Consider the following 18,990-nt stretch of genomic DNA (forward strand, 5'->3'; position numbering starts at 1 on the left):
GAAGAACCGGCCACCCAGGACGGGTGGCCGGTCGACCGTGGATCAGCTGTTGTTGTGATCGATCTTGATGGTCGGGTCGCTACCGGCGATCAGCGAGTTGATGTTGGTGTTGGACCAGTTGTTGCCCTCCAGCTTGATCGTCACGTCCGCGTTGGCAATGCCGCCGGCCGCGTTGAGCTTGCCTTCGGAACTGACCTGCAGGGTCGAGGTACCGTCCACCGTGGTGATCTTCAGGAAGTTGTCGATGGTGCTGGCGCTCTCGCCCTGCAACAGGTCCCGCAGGTCGATACGGTCGCCTTCGCTGGCCTTGAAGTCCTTGATCACGTCATTGCCGGTGTCGCCGGCCTTCCAGACGAAGGTGTCGGCACCCGAGCCGCCGATCAGGATGTCATTGCCCGCGCCACCGATCAGCGTGTCGTTGCCGGTACCGCCCAACAGGATGTCGTTGCCCTTGCCACCGTCGAGCAGGTCGTTGCCGCCCTGGCCGAAGATGATGTCGTTGCCGGCGCCGCCCAGCAGCGTGTCATTGCCGTCATGGGCCCCGGACACATCGAAATCGGTGTAGTGCTCGGTGATGTACTGGTGCACGTTGCTGGTGGTGACGCTGCTCGCGGCCACGCCGGTCTTCTGCGCCACGAAGGCCTGCATGGCCTGGTAGCCCTCGCCGGCGATGCCGTTGAAGCTCACCAGGTCGCCGAAGATGATGTCGTTGCCGTTGCCGCCGTTGACCGTGTCGGCTCCCGGCATGGTCGCTTCGGTATGGCCGAGGATAGCGTCGGCCAGGTTCGACGGGTCGATATTGGTCTGTGGTGTGCTGTCGGTGTCGTACGGCCGCAGGTCGTTGAGGCTGACATCGTTGTTCAGGCCGATCGCTTCCACCTGCGACAGGTTGCTCAGCAGGGTGAAGCTGCTGCTGGAGTTGCTGGTGGTGGCGTTGTTGGTGTAGCTGCCCGCGCCGCCCAGGCTGGACAGTTCATAGGTGCCATCGCCCTGGGCATGCAGGGTGCCAGCGTTGTAACTGGACCAGCTGCCCCAGGCCTGCGTCCATACCGTGACGCTGCCGCTGCTGTTGATATCGATCAGGTGCGTGCTGTCCGGTTGCAGCCGGACGGTATCGCCCAGCTGATAGTTGCTGGTCGTGATCACGTTATCGAGCCTGACGCTGCCGTACAGGATCGGGTTGGTCTGCTCGCCGGACTGGTAGTACGTCGGTTTACCGTCGGTGATGAAGTACGTCAGGTTGGTGGCGTTGGTATTGCTGGTGGCCGCGCTGCTCAGGAAGAAGTTGGCCGTGGTCTTGAACACGTCCTCGTAGTTGGTGCCGCCGCCGGACGCCATGCTGTCCAGAATCGCCTTGAGCTGGGTCAGGGCGTTCGGATCGTTGAGGTTTACCGAAACCTGCTTGTTGACCTGGGTATCGAAGTCCGCCAGGAAGATGTTCACGGTGCCCGAGGTACTGCTGCCCAGGCTGTTTTTCAGGGTGTTGAACACCGTGGTCAGCGAGTTCTTGGCGGCGGTGAGCGAGGCGTCGCTCATGCTGCCGGAGCTGTCGACCATGAACGCGATGTTGTAGTTCTTGCCTTGCACCACGTTCAGGCCGGCGACGTCGGCGACCATGATGTCGTTGCCCTCGGTGCCGACGAAGTTGTCGTCGCCCGCCGTGGCGACGCTGGCGCTGTAGGTTGCCGGGTACACCGTGACCGGGATCTGCGCGGTGCTGCTGGCCGAGCCGCCCAGGGATTCGGTGGAGGTCGAGGTCACGGTCAGGTTGAACGAGCCGTTGTAGTGCGACGGCGGGGTCAGGGTCAGGGTACCCAGGTTCCAGCCGGTGACATTGACTTCGCTGACGCTGCCGCCCGCGGTGAAGGTATGACCGGCGCCATCGCTGAGCACCGAGCCGGCCGGAATGCCGCCGATCTTCACGCTCAGGCTTTCCGAGCCGTCGGTATCGGTCAGGGCGGTGGTGATCTTCGACAGCTTGACGCTGCCACCTTCGGCACCCTCGTTGAGCTTGTAGCCGTCGTAGTAGCCCTCGCCGTTGCTGCCGTGCAGCTCGGAAAGGGTGACGCCGGCATTGTTCAGCGCGGTTTCGCTCGGGTACATCGGGATGTTGGCGTTGCTCAGGTCGACCGGTGTGCTGCCATTGACCGACAGGTTGACGTCATAGGTGCCCGGGCCGCTCTGGTTGGCGTGGTAGATGTCCAGGGTGTAGTAGCCGCTGGTGGTCGGGGTGAACGAACCGCTGATGCTGCCACCGGCCCCCCAGGTCGCGGTGGCCACGTTCTTGCCGCCGATGGTGATCAGCAGGCTGTCGTCGCCGACACCGCTGAAGCTGTAGGTCTTGCCGGCTTCGAGGTAGATCAGGCCGGAGGTCTTCGAGCCGCTGCCGCCGGCCACGCTGGCGTCGGACTGGGCGTTGGTCACCGTCGTGCTGCTGGTCGGGTTGCCGGAGTTGTTGAACACGGTTTTCAGCGCATCGCCAGTGATGCCGTTGCCGTTGGTACCCAGGCCGCTGAGGCTGGTCCAGGACTCCTTGAGCAGGCCGATGGAGTTCACGCTGTTGCTCGCCACGCCCAGGGTCGGCGCATCGGCCACCGGGGTGATGTCGATCTTCACGGTGCCGGTGGTACCCAGGGCCTGGCCGTCGGTTGGCTGGAACTTGATCTGCGCGTAGTCGGCCTGCTGGTTGCCCACGCCGCTGCCGTTGTAGCCGTCGACACCCGACTCGTTGGCATCCGGGGTGAAGCGCAGCTTGCCGGCGTCGATATCGGCCTTGCTGAAGGTCTGGTTGCTGGCCACGTCCTTCCAGGTCGAGCCGTCGAGGTACTGCAGCTTGCCGTCGCCCGGCAGCTGGGTGATTTTCACCCCGAGGCTGGCCGCAGGGCTGTCCACGTCGCTGACGCCGAAGGTGGCCCAGGTCAGGGTCAGGGCGGTGTCTTCGGTGCCGGTCACGGCGCCGCCGGTGGCCACTGGCGCGTCGTTCACCGCCACCACGTTGACCGTGGTGGTGGCGACGTTGGAGTAGTTGCTGCCATCGGTCACCGTCACGGTGATGGTCCGCGGCGTGGTACTCGGGTCCTCACTGTTGTTGGTGAAAGTGATGTTCTTGATCTGCTGCATGTAGTCGGCCAGCGTCGCATTGCCGGACAGGGTCAGGGTGATGGTGCCCGCCTGGCTGTTGGCATTGATGGTGATGCCGTTGACGCTGTTGCCCAGGTTCAGCTCATCGCCCGGCTGACGGTTGGTCAGCACGATGGTGGCGCCGGTCAGCATCGTGCTGTCCGGGTCGGTGATCGACAGGTCGGTATCGCCAATGGACACGCCTGGGCCGCTGGTGCCTTCGGTGAAGGTCACCTTGTAGTCGGCCCCGGTGGCGCCGCTGGAGTTGTTGGCATCCAGGTCGAGGACCGGTGGCGCATCGTTGTCGATGATCGAAGTGGTGACGCTGCCATTGGTGCCGCTGACCACCAGGTTCTCGAAGTTGCCGCCGGTGGCCGAGTCGATCTTGACCACGAAGTTTTCCGTGCCCTCGGTGATCTTGTCGTCGATGGTGGCGACGTTGAAGCTGGCGCTGCTGGAGCCCGCCGGGATCTTCACGGTGTACACGCCGGTGAAGTCCGAGCCGTCGGCGGCGGTGCCGCTGTAGCTGATCTTCAGGGTGACCTCGGTTTGCGCCGGGCTGGTCAGGCTGACGGTGTAGGTCGCGGCCTGGCCTTCGGTGACCGAGGTGCTGCCGTTGATGCTCACAGTGGTGGTGTTGATGGTGTCGGTGACGCTGGTCACGGCCGGCGTGGTGCTTGGCACCAGGTTCTCGAAGTTGCCGCCGGTGGTGCTGGCGATGCTGGCGCTGACGTTGCCGGCGTCGATGTACACATCGTCGCTCGGTGCGGCCACGGTCACGCTGCCGCTGGTGGCGCCGGCGGCGATGTTGATCACCGCGCCGTTGCTCAGGGTCACGGTCATGGCCGTGCCGGTGGCGTTGGTCAGGGTCGCGGTGTAGACGATCGAACCGCCTTCGGCCACGGTGCTGGTGGCGCTGAGCGACAGGTTGGTGGTGTCCGGAGTGTCGGTCACGGTGGTGCTGACCGGCGTCTTGTCGGCCACCAGGTTCTCGAAGTTGCCGCCGCTGACGGTGCTGATCGAGTTGCTCAGTGGCGTGTGGCCAACCAGGACATCGTTAGGCGCGGTGATGCTCACCGACCCGGTGGTCTGGCCGACGGCGATGGTGATCTTCTCGCCATTGGCCAGGGTCACCACGACCGGGCTGCCGGTGACCGGCGAGGTCACGGTGGCGGTGTAGGTCACGGCGCCGCCTTCGACCGCCGATGGCGTCGCCTTCAGGCTGACGGTCGAGGTGTCGATGGTGTCGGTGACGTTGGTGACCGCAGGCGTAGTGCTCGGTACCAGATTCTCGAAGTTGCCGCCGGTGGCAGTCTGGATGGTGGCTTGCACGGTGCCGGCGTCCTTGTAGACGTCGTCGCTCGGCGCGGCCACGGTCACGGTGCCGGTGGTGGCGCCGGCGGCGATGTTGATCACCGCGCCGTTGCTCAGAGTCACGGTCACCGGAGTGCCCGCGGCGTTGGTCAGGGTGGCGGTGTAGACGATCGAGCCACCCTCGGCCACGGTGCTGGTGGCGCTGAGGGTCAGGGACGTGGTGTCCGGCGTATCGGTGACCGTGGTGTTGGCCGGATTGCTGTCGACCGCCAGTTTTTCGTAGTTGCCGCCGGTGGCGTTGGTGATGGTGGTGCTCAGGGAGCTGCCACCCGCCAAGGCATCGTTAGGCGCCACGAAATTCACGGTACCGCTGCTGGCGCCGACCGGAATGGTGATGGTCTGGCCATTGGACAGAGTGACCACGACCGGCGAACCGGTTACTGGAGCGGTGACCGACGCGGTGTAAACCACGGTGCCGCCTTCGGCCACATTCGAAGTCGCGGTGAGGCTGACGGTCGAGGTGTCGATGGTGTCGGTGACGTTGGTCACAGCCGGCGTGGTGCTTGGCACCAGATTCTCGAAGTTGCCGCCGGTGGCAGTCTGGATGGTGGCTTGCACGGTGCCGGCGTCCTTGTAGACGTCGTCACTCGGCGCGGCCACGGTCACGGTGCCGGTGGTGGCACCGGCGGCGATGTTGATCACCGCGCCGTTGCTCAGGGTCACGGTTACCGGAGTGCCCGCGGCGTTGGTCAGGGTGGCGGTGTAGACGATCGAGCCGCCCTCGGCCACGGTGTTGGTGGCGCTGAGGGTCAGGTTGGTGGTGTCCGGGGTATCGGTAACCGAGGTGTCAGCAGGCTTGCTGTCGACATCGAGTTTTTCGTAGTTGCCGCCCGTTGCGCCAGTGATGGCGGTGCTCAGGGAACTGCCGCCAACCAGTGCGTCGTTTGGCGCTGTGTAATTCACAGTACCGGAGGACTCGCCCACCGGGATGGTGATGGTCTGGCCGTTCGACAGGGTTACCACGACCGGCGAACCCGTCACTGGAGCGGTGACCGATGCGGTGTAGACCACGACGCCACCTTCGGCCACGGACGGCGTGGCCGTCAGCGAAACGGTGCTGGTGTCGATGGTGTCGGTCACATTGGTGACCGCAGGCGTGGTGCTCGGCACCAGGTTCTCGAAATTGCCACCTGTGGCGGTCTGGATGGTGGTTTGCACAGTGCCGGCGTCTTTGTAGACGTCATCGGCTGGAGCGGCCACGGTCACGGTGCCGGTGGTGGCACCGGCGGCAATAGTAATCACCGCGCCATTGCTCAGGGTCACGGTTACCGGAGTACCGGCGGCGTTGGTTAGGGTGGCGGTGTAAACGATCGAACCACCTTCAGCGACAGTGTCGGTCGCTGTCAGGCTGAGGGTAGTGGTATCCGGAGTATCGGTGACCGAGGTGTCGGCAGGCTTGCTGTCGACATCGAGTTTTTCGTAGTTACCACCGGTGGCGCCAGTGATTGTGGCGCTCAGGGAGCTGCCGCCCGCCAGGGCATCGTTTGGCGCGGTGAAGTTCACGGTGCCGGACGACTCACCCACCGGGATGGTGATGGTTTGTCCGTTGGATAGGGTGACGACTACTGGCGAACCAGTAACCGGTGCGGTCACGGAGGCGGTGTAAACAACAACGCCGCCTTCGGCCACGGACGGCGTGGCCGTCAGCGAAACAGTGCTGGTGTCGATGGTGTCGGTGACATCAGTCACAGCTGGGGTAGTGCTTGGTACCAGGTTTTCAAAGTTGCCACCAGTGGCGGTCTGGATCGTGGCTTGCACGGTGCCGGCGTCTTTGTAAACGTCGTCGGTTGGAGCGGCTACGGTCACAGTGCCCGTGGTGGCGCCCGCTGCGATGGTAATCACTGCGCCGTTCGACAGCGTCACTGTCACTGGCGTGCCCGCGGCGTTAGTCAGAGTGGCGGTATAAACAATCGAACCGCCTTCTGCCACGGTATCGGTCGCGGTCAGGCTGAGACTGGTGGTGTCCGGCGTATCGGTAACCGAGGTTTCAGCCGGTTTGCTATCAACGTCCAGCTTCTCGTAGTTACCGCCAGTTGCGCCGGTAATAGTGGTGCTCAGGGAGCTACCGCCGGCCAAGGCATCGTTTGGTGCGGTGAAGTTCACGGTGCCGGAGGATTCGCCCACCGGAATGGTGATGGTCTGGCCGTTTGACAGCGTCACGATTACTGGCGAGCCAGTCACCGGAGCAGTGACGGACGCGGTGTAAACCACGGTGCCGCCTTCGGCCACGTTCGAGGTCGCGGTGAGGCTGACGGTCGAGGTGTCGATGGTATCGGTGACGTTGGTGACCGCAGGCGTGGTGCTCGGTACCAGGTTCTCGAAGTTGCCGCCGGTGGCGGTCTGGATCGTGGCTTGCACGGTGCCGGCATCTTTGTAGACGTCATCGGCTGGAGCGGCCACGGTCACGGTGCCCGTGGTGGCGCCGGCCGCGATGGTAATCACTGCACCGTTCGACAACGTTACGGTTACAGGCGTGCCGGCCGCATTGGTCAGGGTGGCGGTGTAAACGATCGAGCCGCCCTCGGCGACAGTGTCAGTCGCCGTCAGGCTCAGATTGGTGGTATCCGGGGTATCGGTCACCGAAGTCTCGGCAGGCTTGCTGTCGACATCGAGTTTTTCGTAGTTGCCGCCGGTGGCGCCAGTGATGGTGGTGCTCAGGGAGCTGCCACCCGCCAAGGCATCGTTTGGTGCGGTGAAGTTCACGGTGCCGGACGACTCACCCACCGGAATGGTGATGGTCTGGCCATTCGACAGGGTCACCACGACCGGCGCACCGGTTACTGGAGCGGTCACGGAGGCGGTGTAAACCACCACGCCACCCTCAGCAACGTTAGGTGTAGCGGTCAGGCTGACAGTCGACGTATCGATGGTATCGGTCACGTCGGTAACGGCTGGAGTCGTGCTCGGCACCAGGTTCTCGAAGTTGCCGCCCGTAGTCTCTTTGATGCTGACTTCAACTTTGCCGGCATCCTTGTACACATCATCAGCTGGAGCCGCGACGGTGACGGAGCCAGTGGTGGCGCCGGCAGCAATGGTGATTATTGCGCCGTTCGACAGGGTCACGGTCACCGGAGTGCCAGCGGCATTGGTCAGGGTTGCGGTGTAAACGATCGAGCCGCCTTCAGCGACAGTATCGGTCGCGCTGAGGGTCAGGCTGGTGGTGTCTGGCGTGTCGGTAACCGAGGTGTCGGCAGGTTTACTGTCGACATCGAGCTTCTCGTAGTTGCCGCCAGTCGCACCGGTGATGGTCGTACTCAGGGAGCTGCCGCCTGCCAACGCATCGTTTGGCGCGGTGAAGTTCACGGTGCCGGAGGATTCACCTACAGGAATGGTGATGGTCTGACCGTTGGACAGGGTTACCACCACCGGCGAACCAGTCACTGGAGCGGTGACCGATGCGGTATAGACCACGACGCCGCCTTCGGCCACAGATGGAGTGGCGGTCAGCGAAACAGTCGAAGTGTCGATGGTATCGGTGACGTCGGTAACGGCTGGAGTCGTACTCGGAACCAGGTTCTCGAAGTTGCCGCCCGTAGTCTCTTTGATGCTGACTTCAACTTTGCCGGCATCCTTGTACACATCATCAGCTGGAGCCGCGACGGTGACGGAACCGGTAGTGGCGCCCGCTGCGATGGTGATCACCGCGCCGTTGCTCAGGGTCACGGTCACCGGAGTGCCAGCGGCATTGGTCAGGGTCGCGGTGTAAACGATCGAACCGCCTTCGGCGACGGTATCAGTCGCCGTCAGGCTCAGAGTAGTAGTGTCCGGGGTGTCGGTAACCGAGGTGTCGGCAGGCTTACTGTCGACATCGAGTTTTTCGTAGTTGCCACCGGTTGCACCGGTAATGGTGGTGCTCAGGGAGCTACCACCCACCAAGGCATCATTCGGGGCTGTGAAATTCACAGTACCGGAGGACTCGCCCACTGGGATGGTGATGGTCTGGCCGTTCGACAGAGTGACGACTACCGGCGAACCGGTCACTGGAGCAGTGACGGACGCGGTGTAAACCACGGTACCGCCTTCAGCCACAGACGGAGTAGCGGTCAGCGACACAGTCGAAGTGTCGATGGTGTCGGTCACGTTGGTGACGGCTGGAGTCGTGCTCGGCACCAGATTCTCGAAGTTGCCGCCAGTAGCAGTTTTGATTGTGGCTTCTACGGTACCGGCATCTTTGTAGACGTCGTCCGCAGGAGCGGCCACGGTCACGGAGCCAGTCGTAGCGCCGGCGGCGATGGTAATCACTGCGCCGTTGGAGAGTGTTACGGTCACCGGAGTGCCAGCGGCGTTGGTCAGCGTCGCGGTGTAAACAATCGATCCACCTTCAGCAACAGTGTCAGTCGCGCTGAGAGTCAGATTGGTGGTGTCCGGGGTATCAGTGACCGAGGTGTCGGCAGGTTTGCTGTCGACGTCGAGCTTCTCGTAGTTGCCGCCCGTTGCACCGGTGATGGTGGTGCTCAGAGAGCTGCCGCCCGCCAGTGCATCGTTTGGTGCCGTGAAGTTCACGGAGCCGGAGGATTCGCCTACTGGAATAGTGATGGTCTGTCCGTTGGACAAGGTCACGACTACAGGCGAGCCAGTCACTGGAGCGGTGACCGACGCGGTGTAAACCACGGTGCCACCCTCGGCGACGCTAGGAGTGGCGGTCAGGCTGACGGTCGAGGTATCGATAGTGTCGGTAACGTCAGTAACGGCTGGGGTGGTGCTCGGTACCAGGTTTTCAAAGTTACCGCCGGTGGCGTCCTTGATGGTCGCCTCGACCTTGCCGGCATCCTTGTATACATCGTCCGCAGGGGCGGCGACGGTAACAGAACCGGTGGTGGCGCCGGCGGCGATGGTGATCACCGCGCCATTGCTCAGGGTCACGGTCACCGGAGTGCCAGCGGCATTGGTCAGGGTCGCGGTGTAAACGATCGAACCGCCTTCGGCCACGGTGTCTGTCGCGCTGAGCGTCAAGTTGGTGGTGTCTGGCGTATCAGTAACCGATGTCTCGGCAGGCTTGCTGTCGACATCCAGCTTCTCGTAGTTGCCACCGGTGGCGCCGGTGATGGTGGTGCTCAGGGAGCTGCCGCCAGCCAGGGCATCGTTTGGTGCGGTGAAGTTCACGGTGCCGGACGACTCACCCACCGGAATGGTGATGGTCTGCCCATTCGATAGGGTGACCACGACCGGCGAGCCGGTGACTGGAGCGGTGACCGATGCGGTGTAAACCACGGTGCCGCCTTCGGCCACAGATGGAGTGGCTGTCAGCGAAACAGTGCTGGTGTCGATGGTGTCGGTCACGTCGGTGACAGCCGGTGTGGTGTTCGGCACCAGGTTCTCGAAGTTGCCGCCAGCGGTCTCTTTGATACTGACTTCAACCTTGCCCGCATCCTTGTACACATCGTCCGCTGGGGCGGCGACGGTGACAGAACCAGTAGTAGCGCCTGCAGCGATGGTGATCACCGTGCCGTTGCTAAGAGTTACGGTTAGCGGAGTCCCGGCCGCATTGGTCAGGGTGGCGGTGTAAACAATGGACCCACCTTCGGCGACAGTGTCAGTCGCTGTCAGGCTGAGCGTGGTGGTGTCCGGAGTATCGGTAACCGAGGTCTCGGCAGGCTTGCCGTCGACATCGAGTTTTTCGTAGTTGCCACCGGTGGCGCCAGTGATTGTGGTGCTCAGGGAGCTACCGCCGACCAATGCATCATTGGGCGCAGTGAAGTTCACGGTGCCGGAGGATTCACCTACCGGAATGGTGATGGTCTGGCCGTTGGACAGGGTGACAACGACTGGCGAACCAGTAACCGGCGCAGTCACGGAGGCGGTGTAAACGACAACGCCACCTTCAGCTACAGACGGCGTTGCAGTCAGGCTGACGGTCGAGGTGTCGATGGTGTCAGTGACATCAGTCACAGCCGGAGTGGTGCTTGGAACGAGATTCTCGAAATTACCGCCAGCGGTGTCTTTGATGCTGACTTCGATTTTACCGGCATCTTTGTAAACGTCATCTGCGGGGGCTGCGACGGTAACAGAACCAGTAGTGGCACCTGCTGCGATAGTAATCACGGCGCCGTTGCTCAAGGTCACGGTCACTGGAGTGCCCGCGGCATTGGTCAGGGTAGCGGTGTAAACGATCGAACCGCCCTCGGCCACGGTATCGGTCGCAGTCAGGCTGAGGGTAGTGGTATCCGGCGTATCGGTAACCGATGTGTCAGCAGGTTTGCTGTCGACATCGAGTTTTTCGTAGTTGCCACCGGTAGCGCCGGTGATGGTGGTGCTCAAGGAGCTACCGCCTGCCAGGGCGTCGTTTGGTGCGGTGAAATTCACGGTGCCCGACGACTCGCCGACCGGGATGGTGATGGTCTGGCCGTTGGACAGAGTTACCACAACCGGCGAGCCGGTTACTGGAGCGGTGACCGACGCGGTGTAAACCACCACGCCACCTTCCGCGACGCTAGGAGTAGCGGTCAAGGAAACAGTGCTGGTGTCGATGGTGTCAGTGACATCAGTCACAGCTGGGGTAGTGCTTGGCACCAGGTTCTCGAAGTTACCGCCTGCAGCATCCTTGATGCTGACTTCGACTTTGCCGGCATCCTTGTACACATCATCAGCTGGAGCAGCGACGGTGACGGAACCTGTGGTTGCACCGGCCGCAATGGTAATCACCGCGCCGTTCGACAATGTCACGGTTACCGGCGTGCCCGCTGCGTTGGTCAGAGTGGCGGTGTAAACGATCGATCCACCCTCAGCGACAGTATCGGTCGCGCTGAGGGTCAGGTTGGTGGTGTCCGGGGTATCAGTAACCGAGGTCTCGGCAGGCTTGCTATCAACATCCAGTTTTTCGTAGTTGCCGCCAGTCGCACCGGTGATGGTGGTGCTCAAGGAGTTGCCGCCCGCCAGGGCATCGTTTGGCGCCGTGAAGTTCACGGTGCCGGAAGACTCACCCACTGGAATAGTGATGGTCTGTCCGTTGGACAAGGTCACGACTACAGGTGAGCCGGTCACTGGAGCGGTGACCGACGCGGTGTAAACCACGGTGCCACCCTCGGCGACGCTAGGAGTGGCGGTCAGGCTGACGGTCGAGGTATCGATAGTGTCGGTGACGTCAGTCACAGCTGGGGTAGTGCTCGGAACCAGGTTCTCGAAATTACCGCCAGCAGTCTCTTTGATACTGACTTCAACCTTGCCCGCATCCTTGTACACATCGTCCGCCGGGGCTGCGACAGTCACGGAACCCGTGGTTGCGCCAGCAGCGATGGTGATCACCGCACCGTTCGACAGAGTCACGGTGACTGGCGTGCCCGCAGCATTGGTCAAGGTCGCGGTGTAAACGATCGATCCACCTTCAGCGACAGTGTCGGTCGCAGTCAGGCTGAGGGTAGTGGTATCCGAAGTATCGGTAACCGAGGTCTCGGCAGGTTTACTGTCGACATCAAGTTTTTCGTAGTTGCCACCGGTTGCGCCGGTGATGGTGGTGCTCAGGGAACTACCGCCTGCCAGGGCATCGTTTGGTGCCGTGAAGTTCACGGTAGCGGACGATTCACCCACCGGAATGGTGATGGTTTGTCCGTTGGACAAGGTCACGACTACAGGTGAACCGGTCACCGGGGCGGTCACGGACGCGGTGTAAACCACGGTGCCGCCTTCTGTCACGGACGGAGTAGCGGTCAGCGAAACGGTGCTGGTGTCGATAGTGTCGGTGACATCGGTCACCGCCGGAGTGGTGCTTGGCACCAGGTTCTCGAAATTACCGCCAGCGGTCTCTTTGATGCTGACTTCGACTTTGCCCGCATCCTTGTACACATCGTCAGCTGGGGCTGCGACGGTGACGGAGCCGGTAGTAGTACCGGCAGCGATAGTAATCACGGCGCCATTCGACAGGGTCACGGTCACCGGAGTGCCCGCAGTGTTGGTCAAGGTGGCCGTATAAACGATCGAACCGCCTTCAGCGACAGTGTCAGTCGCTGTCAGGCTAAGGGTGGTGGTATCTGGCGTATCGGTCACCGAGGTCTCGGCAGGCTTGCCGTCGACGTCCAGCTTCTCGTAGTTGCCACCGGTTGCACCGGTAATGGTGGTGCTCAGGGAGCTACCGCCCGCCAGGGCGTCGTTCGGTGCGGTGAAGTTCACGGTGCCGGAAGATTCGCCGACCGGGATGGTGATGGTCTGGCCGTTGGACAAAGTGACCACTACTGGAGAGCCGGTTACTGGCGCAGTCACGGAGGCGGTATAAACCACAGTGCCACCTTCAGCCACGGACGGCGTCGCGGTCAGGGAAACAGTCGAGGTATCGATGGTATCGGTGACATCAGTCACAGCTGGGGTAGTGCTTGGTACCAGGTTTTCGAAATTACCGCCTGCAGCATCCTTGATGCTGACTTCGACTTTACCGGCATCTTTGTAGACGTCATCGGCTGGAGCCGCGACGGTCACAGAGCCCGTGGTCGCACCGGCTGCGATGGTGATGATTGCACCGTTCGACAGAGTCACGGTTACCGGCGTGCCAGCGGCATTGGTCAAGGTGGCCGTATAAACGATCGAACCACCTTCGGCGACGGTATCAGTCGCTGTCAGGCTAAGGGTGGTGGTATCTGGCGTATCGGTGACCGAGGTGTCCGCTGGCTTGCTATCAACATCCAGCTTCTCGTAGTTGCCGCCGGTTGCACCGGCAATGGTGGTGCTCAGGGAGCTGCCGCCAGCGAGAGCATCGTTTGGTGCTGTGAAGTTCACGGTGCCGGAGGATTCGCCGACCGGGATGGTAATGGTCTGGCCATTCGACAGGGTTACGACTACAGGCGAGCCAGTAACCGGTGCAGTGACCGACGCGGTGTAAACAACAATGCCACCTTCAGCAACGCTAGGCGTGGCAGTCAGGCTGACGGTCGACGTGTCGATGGTGTCAGTCACGTCGGTGACCGCCGGAGTGGTGCTCGGTACAAGGTTCTCGAAATTGCCGCCAGCAGTCTCTTTGATGCTGACTTCGACTTTGCCAGCGTCTTTGTAGACGTCATCGGCTGGAGCAGCCACGGTCACGGAACCCGTAGTTGCACCAGCGGCAATAGTAATCACTGCACCGTTCGACAAAGTCACGGTTACCGGAGTCCCGGCCGCGTTGGTCAGCGTCGCGGTGTAAACAATCGAACCACCCTCAGCCACGGTGTCGGTGGCGCTGAGGGTCAGGTTGGTAGTGTCCGGGGTATCGGTAACCGAGGTGTCCGCTGGCTTGCTATCAACATCCAGCTTCTCGTAGTTGCCGCCGGTAGCGTCGGTGATGGTGGTGCTCAGGGAGCTACCGCCCGCCAGGGCATCGTTTGGTGCCGTGAAGTTCACGGTAGCGGACGATTCACCCACCGGAATGGTGATGGTCTGGCCGTTGGACAAAGTGACGACTACAGGCGAACCAGTCACTGGGGCGGTCACGGACGCGGTGTAAACCACGGTGCCGCCTTCTGCCACGGACGGAGTAGCGGTCAGCGAAACGGTGCTGGTGTCGATAGTGTCGGTGACATCGGTCACCGCCGGAGTGGTGCTTGGCACCAGGTTTTCGAAATTACCGCCAGCGGTCTCTTTGATACTGACTTCGACTTTGCCCGCATCCTTGTACACATCGTCAGCTGGGGCTGCGACGGTGACGGAGCCGGTAGTAGTACCGGCAGCGATAGTAATGACGGCGCCATTCGACAGGGTCACGGTTACCGGAGTGCCCGCGGCGTTGGTCAGGGTAGCGGTGTAAACGATCGAACCGCCTTCGGCCACGGTGTCTGTCGCACTGAGGGTCAGATTGGTGGTGTCTGGAGTATCGGTAACCGAAGTCTCGGCAGGCTTGCCGTCGACGTCCAGCTTCTCGTAGTTGCCACCGGTTGCACCGGTAATGGCGGTGCTCAGGGAACTACCACCTGCCAGGGCATCATTTGGCGCGGTGAAGTTCACAGTGCCGGAGGATTCACCTACAGGGATGGTGATGGTCTGGCCATTCGACAGAGTGATGACTACAGACGAGCCAGTCACTGGCGCGGTCACGGACGCGGTGTACACCACCACGCCACCTTCAGCCACGGACGGCGTGGCGGTCAAGCTGACAGTCGACGTATCGATGGTGTCGGTCACATTGGTGACCGCAGGCGTGGTGCTCGGCACCAGGTTCTCGAAGTTACCGCCGGTGGCGGTCTGGATCGTGGCTTGCACGGTGCCGGCGTCTTTATAGACGTCATCGGCTGGAGCGGCCACGGTCACGGAATCCGTAGTTGCACCGGCGGCAATAGTAATCACCGCGCCGTTGCTCAGAGTGACGGTCACTGGCGTACCAGCGGCATTGGTCAGGGTCGCGGTGTAAACGATCGAACCGCCTTCGGCCACGGTGTCGGTCGCGCTGAGCGTAAGGTTGGTGGTGTCCGGCGTATCGGTCACCGAGGTCTCGGCAGGCTTGCCGTCGACGTCCAGCTTCTCGTAGTTGCCGCCGGTTGCACCGGTAATGGTGGTGCTCAGGGAGCTACCGCCGGCCAGGGCATCGTTTGGTGCCGTGAAGTTCACAGTGCCGGAAGATTCGCCGACCGGGATGGTGATGGTTTGTCCGTTGGACAGGGTTACGACTACTGGCGAGCCGGTCACTGGAGCCGTTACGGAAGCGGTGTAAACGACAACTCCACCTTCAGCAACGCTAGGCGTCGCGGTCAGGCTGACGGTCGAGGTATCGATGGTGTCAGTGACATCAGTCACAGCTGGGGTAGTGCTCGGAACCAGGTTCTCGAAGTTGCCGCCAGCAGTCTCTTTGATGCTGACTTCAACTTTGCCCGCATCCTTGTACACATCGTCCGCTGGGGCGGCGACGGTGACGGAACCAGTAGTAGCGCCTGCAGTGATGGTGATCACTGCGCCGTTCGACAGGGTCACGGTCACCGGAGTGCCGGCAGCGTTGGTCAGAGTCGCGGTGTAAACGATCGAACCGCCTTCGGCCACGGTTTCGGTGGCGCTGAGGGTCAGGTTGGTAGTGTCCGGCGTGTCAGTAACCGAGGTTTCAGCCGGTTTGCTGTCGACATCCAACTTCTCGTAGTTGCCACCGGTGGCGCCAGTGATGGTGGTGCTCAGGGAACTGCCACCGGCCAGGGCGTCGTTCGGTGCGGTGAAGTTCACGGTGCCGGACGACTCACCCACTGGAATAGTGATGGTCTGTCCGTTGGACAGGGTCACGACTACAGGCGAGCCAGTCACTGGAGCGGTGACCGACGCGGTGTAAACCACGGTGCCACCCTCGGCGACGCCAGGAGTGGCGGTCAGGCTGACGGTCGAGGTATCGATGGTGTCAGTGACATCAGTCACGGCCGGGGCAGTGCTCGGAACGAGGTTCTCGAAGTTGCCGCCAGCAGTCTCTTTAATACTGACTTCAACCTTGCCCGCATCCTTGTACACATCGTCAGCAGGCGCTGCGACGGTGACGGAACCAGTAGTAGCGCCGGCAGCGATAGTAATCACCGCGCCGTTCGACAGGGTTACGGTCACCGGAGTACCGGCAGCGTTAGTCAGGGTAGCGGTGTAAACGATCGAACCGCCTTCAGCGACGGTGTCAGTCGCTGTCAGGCTCAGGTTGGTGGTATCCGGAGTATCAGTAACCGAAGTCTCGGCAGGCTTGCCGTCGACATCCAACTTCTCGTAGTTGCCACCGGTGGCGCCAGTGATGGTCGCGCTCAGGGAGCTGCCGCCGGCCAGGGCATCGTTCGGTGCCGTGATATTGACGGTACCGGAGGATTCACCCACTGGAATGGTGATGGTCTGGCCGTTGGACAGGGTCACCACAACCGGCGAGCCAGTCACTGGCGCAGTCACCGACGCGGTGTAAACCACGGTGCCGCCTTCAGCCACGGACGGCGTCGCGGTCAGCGAAACAGTCGAGGTGTCGATGGTGTCGGTGATGTCCGTCACCGCCGGCGTGGTGCTCGGCACCAGGTTTTCGAAGTTGCCGCCAGTGGCGTCCTGGATGGTGGCTTCGACCTTGCCGGCGTCCTTGTAGACGTCATCGGCGGGCGCGGCAACGCTCACCGAGCCCGTAGTTGCACCGGCGGCAATAGTAATCACGGCGCCGTTGCTCAGGGTCACGGTGACCGGCGTGCCGGCCGGGTTGGTCAGGGTGGCGGTGTAGACGATCGAGCCGCCTTCGGCGACCGAACCACTGGCCGACAGGCTCAGTCCGGTGTCGTCCACGGAGTCGGTGATGGTGGTTTGCGCCGGCGTGGTGTCGGGCGTCAGTTGTTCGAAGTTGCCACCGGTGGCGCCGGTAATGCTGGTGCTGACTGTGCTGCCGTTGTTGTAGACGTCATTGGCGGGGGTATCGACCACCACGGTGCCGACGGTCTTGCCGGCCTCGATCACGATGGTCGAGCCATTGGACAGGGTCACGGTAACCGGGGTCTGCGCCGGGTTGGTCAGGGTCGCGGTGTAGGTGATCTGGCCACCCTCCACAACGCTGCCTGTAGCTGTCAGGCTCAGGCCGGTGTTGTCCACCGAGTCGGTGATGGTGGTCTGTGCCGGCGTGGTGCTCGGCACCAGGTTCTCGAAGTTGCCGCCGGTGGCGCCGGTAATGCTGGTGCTGACCGTACTGCCGTTGTTGTAGACGTCGTTGGCCGGGGTATCGACCACCACGGTGCCAGTGGTCTTACCGGCGTCGATGGTGATGGTCGAACCGTTGGACAGGGTCACGGTGACCGGTGTCTGCGCGGGGTTGGTCAGGGTCGCGGTGTAGGTGATCTGGCCACCCTCCACCACGCTGCCAGTGGCCGACAGGGTCAGGCCGGTGGCATCCGGCGAGTCGGTGATGGTGGTCACCGCCGGCGTGGTGCTTGGCACCAGGTTCTCGAAGTTGCCGCCAGTGGTGCTGGTAATGCTGGTGCTGACCGTGCTGCCGTTGTTGTAGACGTCATTGGCCGGGGTATCGACCACCACGGTGCCGACGGTCCGGCCGGCGTCGATGGTGATGATCGAGCCGTTGGACAGGGTCACGGTGACCGGCGTCTGTGCCGGGTTGGTCAGGGTTGCGGTGTAGGTGATCTGGCCGCCTTCGACGACGGTGCCGTTGGCGGTCAGGGTCAGGCCGGTGGTGTCCGGCGAGTCGGTGATGGTGGTCACCGCCGGCGTCGGGTTCGGCACCAGGTTCTCGAAGTTGCCGCCGGTAGTCCCGGTAATGCTGGTGCTGACGGTGCTGCCATTGTTGTAGACGTCGTTCGGCGGGGTGTCGACCACCACGGTGCCGACGGTCTGGCCGGCGTCGATGGTGATGGTCGAGCCATTGGATAAGGTCACGGTGACCGGGGTCTGCGCCGGGTTGGTCAGGGTCGCGGTGTAGGTGATCTGGCCACCCTCGGTCACGCTGGAACCCGCGGTCAGGGTCACGGTGGTGGTGTCCACGGTGTCCGTGACCTGGGTGACGGCTGGCGTCGGGTCGACGGTCACGACCAGGCCACCGCCGCCGGTGGTGCCGGTGACGCCCACGCTGATCTCTTTCGGGTCGTTGTAGACGGTGTCGTTCGGTGCCAGCGGCACGTTGACAGTGCCGGTCAGTTGCCCGGCCGGAATCACGATCACCGAACCGTTGGACAGGGTGATGGTCAGGCCGGTCAGCGGTGCCTGGGTCAGCGTGGCGGTGTACACCAGTACGCCGCCGGCTTCGGTAATGCTCGGGGTTGCGCTCAGGCTCAGGGTCGAGTCGCGCAGGATCTCGGTGGTGGTGCTGTTGTCATTGGTGGTCAGCGCACCGGTGGTGTCTTGCGCCGCGGTGCCCGCCGCGCCGAGGCCCACGGTCGGGAAGCCGATGGTCGGGTCGACCCGGCCTGCCGTGGCGTCGAGCATCACGAAGCTGTGGCCGCCGCCAGCAGCGCCGCCGGTACCCGCGGCGGTCGGGCCGGCTGCGGTGGCTTCCAGCTCGGTAGTCGGGTCCGCGCCGGCGACGATTGCCTGCTGCAGCTCAGCGACCGACGGCGCAGCCTGCTCGGCGGCTTCGGCCAGGTCGGTGCTGGAGTCCGGAGCGCTACCGCTCCATTGCGTTTCGCGACCCAGGTCCAGGGTCCGGCCATCGGCCAGTTCCAGGCTGGCGGCGCCCGCCAGGCCGGTATCGACCTGGTCGCCTACATACAGGCGATCACCCTCAACGAGTACGCGGCGAACCCCTTCGGGGGATACGACGAAAACTTGGCCAACAATGCTTTTGACGGTAGCAACAACACTGCTCATTGAGGATTCTCCGGGGGGTACCGTTCAGTAGACTTCCATGTTCCTGACGGGCATACGCCGACGCAGTCTGGACGTTCTTCAGAGTGTAGAAACACGTGATTTTGACGCGAATGCTTGTCAATAATTTGGCTATATTTTTTTGCTATTAACCATATGCCAAACTATTGACCTTCTGAGTGTCATCCTAAACAATCGTCAAGGTAATGTCACATTGATATTCATGCGGCGACCTGTCTAAAAGTGTGTGACCCAGTTCATGGTTTGAACTTTCCGATATACGGTCATTCCGGTTGCCATCATCCGATG

1 protein-coding gene is annotated in these 18,990 nt (G+C 62.4%); it reads right to left on the minus strand.

Features of this window, described 5'->3' with window-relative positions; genetic code table 11:
- Positions 1–42 precede the first annotated feature (42 nt).
- Positions 43–18,684 carry an immunoglobulin-like domain-containing protein gene (locus AC07Y9_RS27195; protein ID WP_102680790.1) on the minus strand — a complete coding sequence of 6,214 codons (18,642 nt, stop codon included), beginning with the start codon at positions 18,682–18,684 and terminating at the stop codon, positions 43–45.
- Positions 18,685–18,990 lie beyond the last annotated feature (306 nt).

This window comes from Pseudomonas sp. GW456-L12 (assembly GCF_059424045.1).

Excerpts from the sequence above, each read along its gene's own strand:
- AC07Y9_RS27195 (WP_102680790.1), bottom strand. The coding sequence starts at position 18,684 with ATGAGCAGTGTTGTTGCTACCGTCAAAAGCATTGTTGGCCAAGTTTTC.